Source organism: bacterium Scap17, assembly GCA_013376735.1.
In the GTDB taxonomy this organism is placed as follows: domain Bacteria; phylum Pseudomonadota; class Gammaproteobacteria; order Pseudomonadales; family Halomonadaceae; genus Cobetia.
On record VINJ01000001.1, the window covers coordinates 3,508,140 to 3,522,232 of the forward strand.

8 protein-coding genes are annotated in these 14,093 nt (G+C 62.6%); 1 reads left to right on the top strand and 7 read right to left on the bottom strand.

Annotation, left to right across the window (positions count from 1 at the left end; translation table 11 throughout):
- Positions 1 to 27 precede the first annotated feature (27 nt).
- The 3 genes from FLM52_14940 to FLM52_14950 form a co-directional block, all read right to left on the bottom strand.
- Positions 28 to 1,986, bottom strand: coding sequence for a CBS domain-containing protein (locus FLM52_14940; GenBank protein ID NVN57039.1), 1,959 nt, complete (start codon positions 1,984 to 1,986; stop codon positions 28 to 30).
- Positions 1,987 to 2,150: 164 nt separating this feature from the next.
- Positions 2,151 to 3,953 (bottom strand): cation acetate symporter, encoded by a 1,803-nt coding sequence (locus tag FLM52_14945; GenBank protein ID NVN57040.1) that lies wholly within the window; start codon positions 3,951 to 3,953, stop codon positions 2,151 to 2,153.
- Between the two features lie 90 nt (positions 3,954 to 4,043).
- Positions 4,044 to 4,301 carry a DUF4212 domain-containing protein gene (locus tag FLM52_14950; GenBank protein NVN57041.1) on the bottom strand — a complete coding sequence of 86 codons (258 nt, stop codon included), beginning with the start codon at positions 4,299 to 4,301 and terminating at the stop codon, positions 4,044 to 4,046.
- A gap of 554 nt (positions 4,302 to 4,855) precedes the next feature.
- On the opposite strand from FLM52_14950, the gene FLM52_14955 reads away from it, so the two are divergent.
- Positions 4,856 to 8,854: a PAS domain S-box protein gene (locus tag FLM52_14955; protein ID NVN57042.1), complete on the top strand. Its 3,999-nt coding sequence runs from the start codon at positions 4,856 to 4,858 to the stop codon at positions 8,852 to 8,854.
- Positions 8,855 to 8,987: 133 nt separating this feature from the next.
- On the opposite strand, the gene FLM52_14960 is transcribed toward FLM52_14955, so the two are convergent.
- From FLM52_14960 to FLM52_14975, 4 genes are all read right to left on the bottom strand, one after another.
- Entirely contained in the window at positions 8,988 to 9,650 is a 663-nt protein-coding gene (locus FLM52_14960; GenBank protein ID NVN57043.1) for a response regulator transcription factor, read from the bottom strand.
- Positions 9,651 to 9,878: 228 nt separating this feature from the next.
- Positions 9,879 to 10,727, bottom strand: a complete 849-nt coding sequence (locus FLM52_14965; protein ID NVN57044.1) for a DMT family transporter — start codon at positions 10,725 to 10,727, stop codon at positions 9,879 to 9,881.
- Positions 10,728 to 11,115: 388 nt separating this feature from the next.
- Positions 11,116 to 13,062, bottom strand: a complete 1,947-nt coding sequence (gene acs, locus FLM52_14970; GenBank protein ID NVN57045.1) for an acetate--CoA ligase — start codon at positions 13,060 to 13,062, stop codon at positions 11,116 to 11,118.
- Positions 13,063 to 13,338: 276 nt separating this feature from the next.
- Positions 13,339 to 13,995, bottom strand: coding sequence for a metallopeptidase (locus FLM52_14975; protein NVN57046.1), 657 nt, complete (start codon positions 13,993 to 13,995; stop codon positions 13,339 to 13,341).
- Between the last annotated feature and the right edge of the window lie 98 nt (positions 13,996 to 14,093).

The window sequence follows — 14,093 nt, forward strand, 5'->3', positions numbered from 1 at the left end:
CCACCTCCCCTCGGCCTTGAGGCCGGTTCAGTATTCCAGGTGATAACGATGTGACAGGCGCTGCTTGAAGTCCTTGACCCGACTCAGGGCATCGCGCAATAGATCACGCTCCAACGAGGACAGCGACTGGGTGATGATCAGGTTGCGACTCCCTGCCTCCCGCGCCGCCGAGGTCTTGTCCTGGCCATCTTTGCGCGAGTCGCCAGCCCCGCCGGCGGCAGCGCCATGTTCGTCCTCTTCCAGATGGCGCAGCTGCTGGCGCAGACGCAACTCGGCAAACAGCGACAACGCCTCGGCAAGATCGGCGCTGTCGCTGGCCTCGATACGCCCATCGCTGACCAGCGCCTCAAGCCGCGCGAAGGTGCCGGTGGCCATCACTCCACGTTCCAGCGCCATGGTGCGAACGCCATGCACGATGGGGAAGATGCCGCCCTTCTTGATATCGATGCCGTGGCGCGGCGAGCGCAAGGAGCCGAACAGCGTCAGCGGGGTCGAGAAATGCAGCGCCGGGCGCGCGAAGTGCGACAGCAGCAGTTCATCACGCGTGGCGTGGCGCACCAGATGGCCGCGCAAGCTGTCGACCAGTGCTTCATTGCCGCCGCTGGCGCGCGCATCGAAGACGATGGCCAGATTCATCAGCGCCTCGCCATCGCGCCCGGCGCACCAGCGCGCGATCTTGCCGCGCCAACGCGACTCGGTGGCGACCCACTCCGGATTGGAGACCATGATGTTGCCCGGGCATGGTGGATAGCCGAGACCCGCCAGGGCGTCACTGAAGTGCTGCAGGATGTCCTCGTTATCGGGCCACTGGTGGCCATCGGCTATGATCAGTCCATTGTCCTGATCGGTCTTGAGGATCTGCTCTCCGCGCCCTTCACTGCCCATCAGCATCAGGCAACTGGAGGCTCGGTGTTCCTCCGCCACCAGCATGGCGAAGGTGCGCTCGATCAGGCGCCCGTTGAGCGCACTCAACAGCCCCATCGCATGGCGTATGTGGACTCCCTGCATCGCCAGCGCCCTGACCATTTCCGGCAGACGCGCACTGGCCTGCTCAAGCGCCGCCATGTCAGAGGCGCGCTCGATCTCGAGACTCACCAGCTGACTGCGATTGGAGAAGAACCCCAGCACGTCGGTCAGCTCGATGACCCCGACGACCGCCGCGTCAGGCGTCAGGCGCTCCTTGACCACGACCCGCGCGACCCGGTGACGGGTCATCTGCACCAGCGCCTGGAACAGATACTCCTCCGCCGTGACCGCCACCAGCGCAAAGCTGCCCAGCGAGGCGAGCGGATGGTTGGGAGCCAAGCCCTGAATCACCAGCGCATTGAGCAGGTCTGTGCGTGTCACCACGCCCTGACGCCCTTCGACAGAGATGATCAGGCTGTCCGCCCCCGCCGTCTGCATGGCCTTGACCCCCTGCTCGATGCTGGCGCTGGCCGCCAGCTTGAGCGGCGGGCGCATGCAGTCCATCACCCGCGCCAGCATGAAGCCCGCCTGGTCGCGACTCGCGCCCTGACGGGTATCACGCTGCGCCGCCAGCAGCCGCGCCTTGTCACTCAGGCTGTGCTGGAAGTACTCACCGAAGGCAGGACACTCATGGCACAGCGAGAAGAACAGCTGAGCGGGTAGCTGGTAGCACAGCGTCTCCTGCTCGCAGACGAAACGGGTACGGCAATGGCCATTGAGCAGCGTCAGCGCCCCGAACAGGTCTCCCGCGGTGTAATGACCGATGCGCAGACTGCCCCAGGCATCCAGCCCCTCGCGCTGCGCCTTGTCGAGCGTGGCGGCGTCCGGCAGTGCCGAATCAGCGGCCAGTTCCGCCACCTCGCCCTTGTGAATGATGTAGACCGCCTCACCGACGGCCCCCGGCACCAGCGGCTGTGCCAGTGCCTCGAAATAGTGAAGATCCACCCCTTCGGCCAGTCGTTGCCGAAGTCGCTCATCCAGCAGACTGAACGGCGGCTCCTCGAACGCGATATCCACCAGTGACGCTTGCATGACAGCGACTCCCCTCTGCGCGTGCATCGCTGATCGATGCACGAGCCCTCAAACCACGATGCCCCGCCTGCAATTGCAAGACGGGGCTTCGGGAAACGGGGGCCTGTTCGCGCCGATGCTGCGTGCTGCGCGAACAGGCCCTGCTGCCTGAATCAGTGATCCACTGCTGTCCCGGCCCCGCGCGGAACACGAATGTCCTCGACGATATGCTGGATGTGCTCGGGCGGCGGCGGGGTCATCTTGCAGACGATGACTGCGACGACGAAGTTGAGCACCATGCCCAGTGAGCCGATCCCCTCCGGCGACACACCCAGCAACCAGTTCTCGGCACTGTTGAGTTCCGGCGAGATGAACTTGAAGTAGACGATGTAACTGAAGGTGAACACCAGGCCGACCAACATGCCCGCGATAGCACCTTCCTTGTTCATGCGCTTGGAGAAGATCCCCAGCAGGATGACCGGGAAGAAGCTCGATGCCGCAAGCCCGAAGGCAAAGGCCACTACCTGCGCCACGAAGCCTGGCGGATTGATGCCGAAGTAACCGGCGATGACGATGGCCACTGCCGCCGCCAGACGTGCCGCGATCAGCTCCTGCTTCTCGCTGATATCAGGCTTGAAGGTCTTCTTGAGCAGGTCATGCGAGATGGCCGACGAGATGACCAGCAACAGACCGGCCGCCGTCGAGAGTGCTGCCGCCACCCCACCCGCCGCTACCAGTGCGATGACCCATGCCGGCAGGTTGCCGATCTCCGGGTTGGCCAGCACGATGATGTCGCGGTCGATGTAGACCTCGCTCTCGTTGTCGGTGGGCGTGTTGCTCACCAGACGCTGACCGTGCTCACCGCGTGCTGCCTGGCTGTCAGCGCTGCCTTCATAGCTCGGCTTGCCCGCGAAGGGATCACCGCCACGCATCTGGATGATGCCGTCGCCATTCTTGTCGACCCAGCCGATCAACCCTGTGTTCTCCCAGTTGTAGAACCAGCCCGGCAGCTCCTCATAGGCGGTGTCATTGACGGTCTCGACCAGGTTCACTCGCGCGAAGGCGCCCACGGCCGGCGCAGTGGTGTAGAGCAAGGCGATGAAGAACAGCGCCCAACCGGCGGAGATACGCGCATCCTTGACCGTCGGCACCGTGAAGAAGCGCACGATGACGTGGGGCAGGCCAGCGGTACCGCACATCAGCGCGGCGGTGATGAAGAAGACATCGATAGTGGATTTGGAACCCTCGGTGTACTCACGGAAGCCGAGATCGGTCACCACCTGATCAAGCTTGTGCAACAGATAGACACCAGTATCGTTGCCTTGTGCGTCCACCAGGGTGCCGCCGAAGCCGGTCTGCGGCAGCACATGGCCCGTCATCATGATCGACAGGAAGACGGCCGGTACCAGGAAAGCGAAGATCAACACGCAGTACTGCGCCACCTGGGTGTAGGTGATGCCCTTCATGCCCCCCAGAACGGCATAGAAGAAGACGATTGCCATGCCGATGACGACACCGACATTCACGTCCACCTCGAGGAAACGCGCGAAGACGATACCGGTACCGCGCATCTGGCCGGCGACATAGGTGAAGGAAATGAAGATGACGCAGATCACCGCCACGGTGCGTGCGACACTGGAGTAGTAACGGTCACCGACGAAGTCCGGCACCGTGAACTTGCCGAACTTGCGCAGATACGGCGCCAGCAGCATGGCCAGCAACACGTAGCCGCCGGTCCAGCCCATCAGGTAGACGGAGGCGTCATAGCCGACATAGGCGATGATGCCCGCCATCGAGATGAACGAGGCCGCCGACATCCAGTCAGCGGCGGTCGCTGCCCCGTTGGCGATGGGGTGAACGCCACCCCCGGCGACATAGAATTCCTTGGTGGAACCGGCTCGCGACCACACCGCGATCCCGATATAGAGCGCAAATGATGCGCCCACGAAGAGATAGGTCAGCAGTTGAACATCCATTGGCAGTGTCCTTGGCGATATCGATCATATTGTTCTTATTCACACTACGATGCGTCACGACGAGCGGCCTGTGCCCGGCGTGTCACTGACTCATTGCTCGTGAACATCGAAACGCTCATCGAGCTTGTTCATCGAACGGGCATACAGAATGATCAGCGCGAGGAAGAAGTAGATCGCTCCCTGTTGCGCAAACCAGAAGCCCAGTTTGAAACCGAAGAACTGGATGTTGTTCAGCACGTCCACCAGCAATATCCCGCATCCATAGGACACCACGAACCAGACCACGAGATAGCCCATGATCAGTTTGATATTGGCGGACCAATACGCCTTGGCATTCGCTTCCTTCATGATGGTGTTCTCGCATTGTTATTGTGATTGGCGAAGTGGAGTGATTGGTGATCCAGAGATCGATGACCACCCATCAGTGGATGATCCTTTCTCAGCGGTTGATGGGTATTTCCTGCGCTTTTCAAGCCATAACAGGAAACTTGACGACTCGAATCTGACAGTAGACAAGGCCCTGCAACGTTGCAGGCTGACTTTAGTCGAGAATGTCAGCCACCCCTGATGGAGCAAGATTGAGAACGATGCAATTCATTTCAAATCAACAAGTTGATTCATATCCTAAAGATGCAATCCCTTGGTCTATTGGCCAAATGGGCGAAGGATGAACGACGAAATCTTCCGCGCGTTGCGCGCATGACATTGGCCGATACCGAAAAAACAGGCTCGTTGTGCAGACGCCATTTACGGCTTCTTGACGCCGATCATCGAAGCGTCTGCGTATCAATGGATGACGGAGCATCTCCCTCACGACTCTCAAGACGCCGAGTCTGTCATGCACAGTGCTTGGGACTCGTGGCGGGGCTGCGTAGAATGGCGCTTCCAGAGAGGAGAGCGACATGTTCCAGGGTTGGTGGCTGATCGCAGTGGCACTCGCATATATCGCGGTGCTGTTCACGATTGCATGGCGGGGTGATCGCAACGCCAAGAAACACGGGTCGCCGAATCGGCGCCCAGCGGTCTACAGTCTGGGGCTTGCGGTCTACTGCACCAGCTGGACCTTCTACGGCAGCGTCGGACAGGCCGCGACCAGCGGCTGGAGTTATCTGAGCATCTTCATCGGGCCGATTCTGGCCTGTCTGCTGTTCTGGCCGATCCTGCTCAAGATGATTCGGGTCGCCAAGCGCCAGAACATCACCTCGATCGCCGACTTCATCGCCTCGCGCTACGGCAAGACACAGTCGCTGGCGGTGTTCGCCTCGCTGGTGGCCCTGGTCGGCACCCTGCCCTACATCGCCCTGCAGTTGAAGGCCGTCTCGAGCGCCTATCAGGTACTCACCGACACCAGCGACGTCACGCGAACCGCCTGGCTGGGCGATACCGCCTTCTATGTCGCGGCGATCATGGCGCTGTTCGCCATCCTGTTCGGCACCCGCCACACCGACGCCACCGAGCACCATGTCGGCCTGTTGCAGGCGATCGCCTTCGAATCGCTGGTCAAGCTGGTCGCCTTCCTGACCCTGGGCGTCTATGTCACCTGGGGCATGTTCAATGGCCTGGGCGATCTGTTCACCAAGGCCGACACCTATCTGGAGCTGCAACAGCAGCTGGAGACTCAGACCTTCGGCACCGGCTTCTGGGCCCAGACGCTGCTGGCGATGCTGGCGATCTTCTGCCTGCCGCGTCAGTTCCACGTCGCGGTGGTCGAGAACACCCACCACGATGACGCCCGCCGTGCGCGCTGGATGTTCCCGATCTACCTGGTCGCCATCTCCTTCTTCGTGCTGCCGATCGCCGCCGCCGGCCTGACCATGTTCCCCGATGGTTCGGTGTCACCGGACAGCTTCGTGCTGGCGCTGCCGATGGCAGCCGACCAGACCTGGCTGACCCTGCTGACCTTCATCGGCGGCTTCTCCGCCGCCACCGGCATGGTGATCGTCGCCGCCGTCGCGGTCTCGATCATGATCTCCAACGAGATCGTGATTCCGCTATTGTTCCGCCTGCGCTGGTTCGATACCGAAGCACGCGACTACAGCCATATCGTGTTGCTGGCGCGCCGCCTGACCATCGTGATGATCCTGGCGCTGGCCTACGGCTTCTATCTGCTGATCGCCGAATACAGCACCCTCTCGGCCATCGGCCTGCTGTCGTTTGCCGCCGTCGCCCAGTTCGCGCCCTCGCTGATGGGCGGCCTCTACTGGAAGCGTGGCAACCGTCTTGGTGTCATCGTCGGCCTTAATGTCGGCTTCGCGGTCTGGGCCTGGACCCTGCTCATCCCGGCACTGGCACAGGCGGGTCTAATGCCGGCCGAGATCGTCAATCAAGGCCCGTTGGGCATCGACTGGCTGTCGCCGCATGGCCTGTTCGGCTTCCGCTTCAACGACCCGTTGACCCACGGCGTGATGCTGTCACTCGGCCTGAACCTGTTCTGCTACATCTTCGTCTCGCAGATGACGCCGCAGCGCGTGGTCGAGCGCATCCAGGCCTCACTGTTCGTCGACAGCGTCGAGACCCGTCAGACCAGCGTCTCGCGCCCCTGGACCGGTTCCACCTCCGTCTCGGACCTGCGCGTCCTGTGTGAGCGCTTCCTGAGCCACGAGCAGGTCGAGCGCGCCTTCGAGGACTACGCGCGCCGCAGTGGCCAGCCGCTGGAGCTGCATGCACGCGCCTCCATCGACCTGATCCAGTTCACCGAACGCTTCCTGGCCTCGGTGCTCGGGGCCTCCTCGGCACGCATCGTCGTCAACTCGGCGCTGCAGGGTCGCGGCATCGGCATCTCGGATGTCATCTCCATCGTCGATGAAGCCTCGCAGGTGCTCGAATTCAACCGCGCCCTGCTGCAGGCAACCATCGAGAACATCCACCAGGGCATCAGCGTGGTCGACCAGCACATGCGCCTGGTGGTGTGGAATCAGCGTTACCTGGACATGTTCCGCTTCCCCGACAACCTGATCCGGGTCGGCGCGCCCATCGATCGCATCTTCCGCTACAACGCCCACAACGGCGAATACGGACCGGGCGACCCCGAAGAGCACGTCGACCAGCTACTGGATGCCATCCGCAACGGCGAGCCGCACCGCTACGTGCGCTATCGCCAGGATGACAGCGTGATGGAGATCCAGGGCAATCCGATGCCCGGTGGCGGCTTCGTCTACACCTATCAGGACATCACCCAGCAGAAGCGCACCGAAGAGGCGCTGATCCGCTCGGAAAACAACATCCGCATCTACACCGACAACGTGCCGGCGCTGATCGCCTACTTCGACAAGGAGTGCCGCTACCTCTTCACCAACCGTGCCTATGAAGCGGTGATGGGCATCGACCGTACCGCCGTGATCGGCGAGCCCGCCGAAGAGGCGATGCCGGAAGACATCTATCGCCAGCGTGCACCGTGGATGACGCGCGCGCTGTCCGGTGAGCGCGTCTCCTTCGAGATCTCGCTGGAAGCCTCGGAAGGCGGCGTGCGTTACATGCTGGTCACCTATACGCCGCACTTCAGTACCAAGGGCAACATCCTCGGCTTCTTCGCGCTCTATCAGGACATCACCGAGCGACGTCTGGCGGAGATCGCCCTCAAGGAGACCAACGAGAACCTGGAAGAGCGCGTGCGCGTGCGTACCCAGGAGCTGTCACAGGTCAACGAGGCCCTGCGCACCGAGAACCGCGTGCGCGCCGAGGCCGAGCAGGCACTGCGTCAGGCCAAGCAGCTGGCCGAGGATGCCAATGCCTCCAAGACACGCTTTCTGGCCGCGGCCAGCCACGACCTGCTGCAGCCACTGAATGCGGCGCGTCTGTTCACCTCCGCCCTCGCCCAGCAGGTCGAAGGCGAGATGAAGACCACCACCAATCACATCGACAACTCATTGCAGGCCGCCGAGGAGCTGCTCAGCACCCTGCTCGACATTTCCAAGCTGGACGCAGGCGCCCTGGCACCGCGGCGCAGCGTGTTCCGCCTCTCCGACATCCTCAAGCCGCTCAAGGCCGAGTTCGAGGTGATGGCGGAAGATCGCGGACTTGACCTGAAGGTGGTGATGACCCAGCTGGCAGTGGATTCCGATGGCCAGATGCTCAGACGCATCGTGCAGAACTTCCTCTCCAACGCGGTGCGCTATACCCGCCAGGGCCATGTGCTGCTGGGCTGCCGCCGTCTGGGCGATCGCATTCGCATCGAGGTCTGGGACACCGGCCCCGGCATTCCCGAGTCGAAGCTGACCGAGATCTTCCAGGAATTCCGGCGTCTCGATCAGACCGAGCGTCACAAGGAGAGCGAGAAGGGCCTCGGCCTGGGGCTGTCGATCGCCGAACGCATGAGCCGGGTGCTCGACCACCCGATCACGGTGCGCAGCTGGGTCGGCATCGGCACCGTCTTCGCCGTCAGCGTGCCGATCAGCAAGGAGCTGCCGGCAGCCGAGCTGCCGGATGCCGTGCCGGCTCGCAAGCGCGCCGGCAACAAGCTGACCGGTACTCGCGTCCTGTGCATCGACAACGAGAGCCTGATTCTCGAAGGCATGAAGGCGATGCTGTCCGGCTGGGGCTGCGAGGTGTTCACGGCGACCTCGATCGGCGGCGCCAAGTCGGTGATCCGCAACCTGGATGGTGATCCGGATGCCATCCTCGCCGACTACCACCTCGACAACGAGGTGACTGGCCTGATGGCACTGGATGCGCTGGATGAGCGTCTGGCGGGCTCGGTACCGGGCATCGTGATCACCGCCGACCGCACCGATGAAGTCGCCGAGGAAGTGCGCCGTGCGGGCTATCACCTGCTGCTCAAGCCGGTGCGACCCGCCGCGCTGCGTGCGCTGCTGACGCGCACCCTGCAGGCCAATCGCGCCGAGAAGCACACCAGTGGCGCGAGTGATGCCTCCGACGCCGCGACGGATGACCCAGCCCCCTGATCAGTCGGGCTGGCCTGTCGATCTTTAGACTTGGTAGAAGCAAAAAGCCCGCCCTGTCAGCGACAGGGCGGGCTTTTTGTGGCGTGAAGATGCGACTCTCGAGGAGAGCCTCAGCTCAAGCGCTGACGCGGGATCAGGAGCGGACTTTCGGCGGCTCGACTTCCAGACGCTGGGCCGCGATGACAGCCTGGGTGCGCGAATGCACGCCCAGCTTGCGCAGAATGGCGGTCACGTGAGCCTTGATGGTGGCCTCGGACACATTCAGCTCATAGGCGATCTGCTTGTTGAGCAGACCTTCCGTCAGCATGTTGAGCACGCGGAACTGCTGCGGCGTCAGTGACGCGATCGCCTCGGCGAAGCGCGATTCATCCTCGGAAGACTCGCCCATGGCCTCGGCGATATCTGCCGGCAGCCAGACCTCGCCTTCGAGGATCTCGCCGATGGCTTCGGCGATGACGTCGAGACTGGCGGACTTGGGAATGAAGCCGGAGGCCCCATAATCGATGGCGCGGCGCACCACGTAGGGCTCCTCGCTACCGGACACGACCGCCACCGGGATGTCCGGTGTCTGGCCACGCAACTGGATCAGACCGGAGAAGCCGTGGGCTCCCGGCATGTGCAGGTCCAACAGGATCAGGTCGGCATCGGGATGGCGGGCAACGACTTCGTTGGTCGCTTCCATGCTGTCAGCCTCGACGATCTCTGCCTGAGAGGCGACTTGTCTAAGCGCCTGGGTCAGTGCGGCACGAAAGAGCGGGTGATCGTCTGCAACGATGAACTTCTGGGCAAAGGCCATTGAGTCTCCTCCAAAACCCCGATGGTGATGATCACCGACCTTCCTGGCCGGTCAACAATCGCCGTTATTTTCTGGCATGTTACCCCATAAAACGCGCGTTTAACAAAGCAGCCCACCATCGGAAGATGTACTGATGTTTCGCTCGGGGAACACGAGTATCGCACGGATTGATGCCCGGCGAGCGAACAATCCGTGCGCTGATTCTGACAGCATCCTGGGGATGGTGAGTCAGACAACCCTACCCGCAACGCGACTGGCATGCCAGCCGATCAATGCGACACCGGCAATCAGCACGAAGCCGATCAGACTGGCGATATCCGGCACCTCGCCCCAGATGGCCCAGCCCGCCAGTGCCGAAAACACGATGGTCAGATAGGAATAGATCGATACTTCCCCCGCCGGTGCGAGACGATAGGCCGTGGTCATCAGAATCTGACCGCCGGCCGCAAAGACGCCGATGCCCAGCAAGGCCAGCGCCTGAGGGCCGCTCGGCATCACCGGATTCATCAACATCGGCACCAATGTCACCACACTGGAGACCAGCGAGAAATGCAGCACGATGGTCGCCGAGGCCTCGCGCCCTCTCATCGCACGGATGAGCGTATAGGCCGCCCCCGCCAGCATTGCCGAACCCAGCCCGACCATGGCGGGCAACAATGCCTCCACCCCGCCTTCGGCAAATGCCAGTTGCGGCTTGATGACCAGCGCCGCGCCAGAGAAGGCGACGAGCATGCCGACCAGCCGCCAGCCGCCGAGACGCTCGGCCAGGAAGAGGCCGGCGAACAGGCTGACGAAGAACGGCGATAGCTTATTCAGAATAGTCGCATCTGCCAGCAGAAGATGATCGATGGCGTAGAAGAAGCTCATCACGCCGCCAAGCCCGATCAGTGACCGCGCCATCAGCATCGGCTGGTGATGCCAGTGGCCCAGCAGACGCGCGCCCGCCATGCGCACCATCACCACCGCCACGCCGAGACTGACCAGGTTGCGCACGAAGACCTTCTCGAACAACGGCAGGTCGCCGCTCAGCTTGACCATCGCTCCCATCAGCGCGAACGAGATCGCCGACAAGCACATCAGGATGACGGCGCGAGGACGATTCTCGCCCTCATTGGACGACCCGGCGGCGGGAGAACTGGCGAGAGAACTGGCTGGCTGAGAGGCGGGGCAGGATGCATCCGACTTGCCTGCTGACATGGGGGCGGCCTTGATCATGAAATGAATGGGGATATGCGCAGAGGTGCCTGCATGGACTCCGCTGTCACCTGGACTGCCCCATCATTATCAAGCCAGCAACACCTGGATGGCCAACCTTTCACGTCTCGCACAGCGCAAAAGCGCGGGCCAGGAATACGAACAGACAGATGCTAGCGGACAGGCGCACAAAAAAGCGCGGGAGCGAGGCTCCCGCGCTTTTTTGTCGCTGCGTGTCTTGTCAGGCCTCGCCGGGCGTCGTCCGGTGCCCTCAGCGGTTGGCGCGCTGCTCGATAAGATCATCCACCACCGACGGGTCCGCCAGCGTCGAGGTATCGCCCAGACCATCGGTCTCGTTGGCGGCGATCTTGCGCAGGATGCGCCGCATGATCTTGCCGGAGCGCGTCTTGGGCAGCCCCGGCGCCCACTGGATGACATCCGGTGAGGCGATCGGGCCGATGTCCTTGCGTACCCACTGGGTCAGCGTCCTCTTGAGTTCATCACTAGCTTCGATGCCGTCGTTGAGCGTCACGTAGATGTAGATACCCTGGCCCTTGATGTCATGGGGATAGCCAACCACGGCGGCCTCGGCGACCGCTTCATGCGCGACCAGCGAGGACTCGATCTCGGCGGTGCCCATGCGGTGGCCAGAAACGTTGAGCACATCATCGACGCGCCCGGTGATCCAGTAGTAGCCATCCTCGTCACGACGACAGCCATCACCGGTGAAGTACATGCCCGCATAGGTGGAGAAGTAGGTCTGCACGTAGCGTTCGTGATTGCCCCAAATCGAACGTGCCTGCCCCGGCCAGCTGTCGAGAATCACCAGATTGCCTTCGGTCGCGCCCTCGAGGATGTTGCCCTCGTTGTCGACCAGCGCCGGCTGCACACCGAAGAACGGCAGCGTGGCGGAGCCCGGCTTGAGGTCGATCGCGCCCGGCAGCGGCGCGATCATGATGCCACCGGTCTCGGTCTGCCACCAGGTGTCCACCAGCGGGCAATTGCCATTGCCGATCACGCGGTGGAACCACTCCCAGGCCTCGGGGTTGATCGGCTCGCCCACCGAGCCGAGCAGCCGCAGGCTCGTGCGCGAGCTTGAGTCCATCACGCTGTCACCGTGTGCCATCAGCGCACGCACGGCAGTCGGGGCGGTATAGAGAATGTTGACCTGGTGCTTGTCGACGATCTCGCCGATGCGCCCGTGGGTCGGATAGCTGGGCACACCCTCGAACATCAGCGTGGTCGCGCCATTGGCCAGCGGTCCGTAGACGATGTAGCTGTGGCCTGTCACCCAGCCGACATCCGCCGTGCACCAGTAGATATCACCGTCGTGGTAATCGAACACGTAGCGATGGGTCATCGCGGCATAGAGTAGATAACCGCCCGTGGTATGCTTCAGGCCCTTGGGTGTGCCGGTGGAACCGGAGGTGTAGAGGATAAACAGCGGGTCTTCGGCGCCCATCGCCTCGGCCGGACAGTCACTGGACTGACGGTCCACCAGCTCATGGAACCAGGCATCGCGGCTGCCCCAGTTCACCTCACCGCCGGTACGCCGCACCACCAGCACGTGGTCGACACAGTCGGTGCCATCACGCTCCAGCGCCTCATCGACGTTCTCCTTGAGCGGCACGCGCTTGCCACCCCGCAGTGACTCATCGGCGGTGATCACGATGCGCGAGCTGGAATCGACGATACGCCCCGCCAGCGCGTCCGGCGAGAAGCCACCGAATACCACCGAGTGCACGGCACCAATACGTGTACAGGCCAGCATCGCCATCGCGGCTTCGGGAATCATCGGCATGTATAGCGTGACCACATCGCCCCGCTTGACGCCCAACTCCTTGAGGCCATTGGCAAACTGGCTGACACGCGCGTGCAGCTCGCGATAGGTGATCGACTGGGACTCGTTCGGGTCATCCCCTTCCCAGATGATGGCGACCTGATCTCCACGCTCGGCGAGGTGGCGATCGAGGCAGTTGTGCGCCACGTTGAGCTTGCCGTCCTCGAACCAGCGCACATCGACGTCACCGGGACCGAAGTTGGTATTGCGGATCATCGAGGGCGCATCGAACCAGTCCAGTGACTGGGCCTGCTCGACCCAGAATGTCTCCGGTGCCTCGACGGACTGCTGATACATGGCCTGATAGCGCTCGCGGTCTGCCCAGGCGTGGGCGGCGGCATCGGGAGTGACCGGATGAACCTTGGCATGTTCGCTCATGTGGCGTGACCTCTGACGGATTGGCTGGCGACTCGCTGTCCCACGCGGCATGCGTGAAGCGCAGGCGAGCCGAGGCAAGTCCATTTCAGCTTAAACCCAAGCATGGGGGGGCCACACACTAGACCTTGGTAGATAAATTTTTACTAATTATTTCAACTGTTTATCAACAAATTACACCAAGGTCACAGCGACGTTCGGAGGACAGAAACCGCCTGAAAAGACACCTTCTGACACGACTCGCACTTTGCAACGACATGCTGGCGAGCGAAAAGCGCCTCAATGTGCAATCGACGCATTACGCGCCGGGTCATTCAAGGGCCCGCTCAACTCCTGGCCACAGCGCCGACAGCGATAGCGATGTCCGCGCTGGGCATTGGCGTGGCGTCGCGAGCTGAAGTAGTGCGCGGTATCGCAGCCACAGCCATAGGCCCAAGGCGCCGGGCTGGCAGTCGAGACATCCATGCGATGCGTCACCTCCGGCGGGACGCCGTAGAGATTGGTCATCACCTGCTGCCACTCGGGGCCATGGGGTTTGACGCGCGTCTTGCCGGCGCGCTCGACCACCTCCATCACTACCCAGTGAGCGACCTCGTGGGGGACGGTCTGGCTGAGGAAGTGATGGCGGTTCTCGCTGAGCAGTTGCCAATTGAAGCGCAGCCGCTGGCGCGCCGAATCCGCCGTGCCCGCCGTGCGTCCCTTGAGGCGGCAAGAGACCGACGGCACCCGCAGCTCTGGGAACAGGGCACGCGCGCGTGCCAGACATGCCAGCACCTGCGCCTCCAGCGTCGCGTGCAGGGCAGGCGCCGTCAGCGCCTCGAGCGCGGCGGCATCGGCCAGCGGCAGCGGCGTGGCGGGGGCCTCCCCCAGGCAGGCCAGAGCATGATCGGGCGCAAAGCGGTGACGACTGACGACACGATGAGTGGATGATGACATGACACGAAGACCAGACAGCAGAGCGAATGAACGGATGAGCTGATGACGAGCGAGCGTACCACTCCTCGGGGCGTGAAATGATACACTAGCGCCATTCA

Excerpts from the sequence above, each read along its gene's own strand:
- FLM52_14945 (NVN57040.1), bottom strand. The coding sequence starts at position 3,953 with ATGGATGTTCAACTGCTGACCTATCTCTTCGTGGGCGCATCATTTGCG.
- FLM52_14950 (NVN57041.1), bottom strand. The coding sequence starts at position 4,301 with ATGAAGGAAGCGAATGCCAAGGCGTATTGGTCCGCCAATATCAAACTG.
- FLM52_14955 (NVN57042.1), top strand. The coding sequence starts at position 4,856 with ATGTTCCAGGGTTGGTGGCTGATCGCAGTGGCACTCGCATATATCGCG.
- FLM52_14960 (NVN57043.1), bottom strand. The coding sequence starts at position 9,650 with ATGGCCTTTGCCCAGAAGTTCATCGTTGCAGACGATCACCCGCTCTTT.
- FLM52_14965 (NVN57044.1), bottom strand. The coding sequence starts at position 10,727 with ATGTGCTTGTCGGCGATCTCGTTCGCGCTGATGGGAGCGATGGTCAAG.
- acs (NVN57045.1), bottom strand. The coding sequence starts at position 13,062 with ATGAGCGAACATGCCAAGGTTCATCCGGTCACTCCCGATGCCGCCGCC.
- FLM52_14975 (NVN57046.1), bottom strand. The coding sequence starts at position 13,995 with ATGTCATCATCCACTCATCGTGTCGTCAGTCGTCACCGCTTTGCGCCC.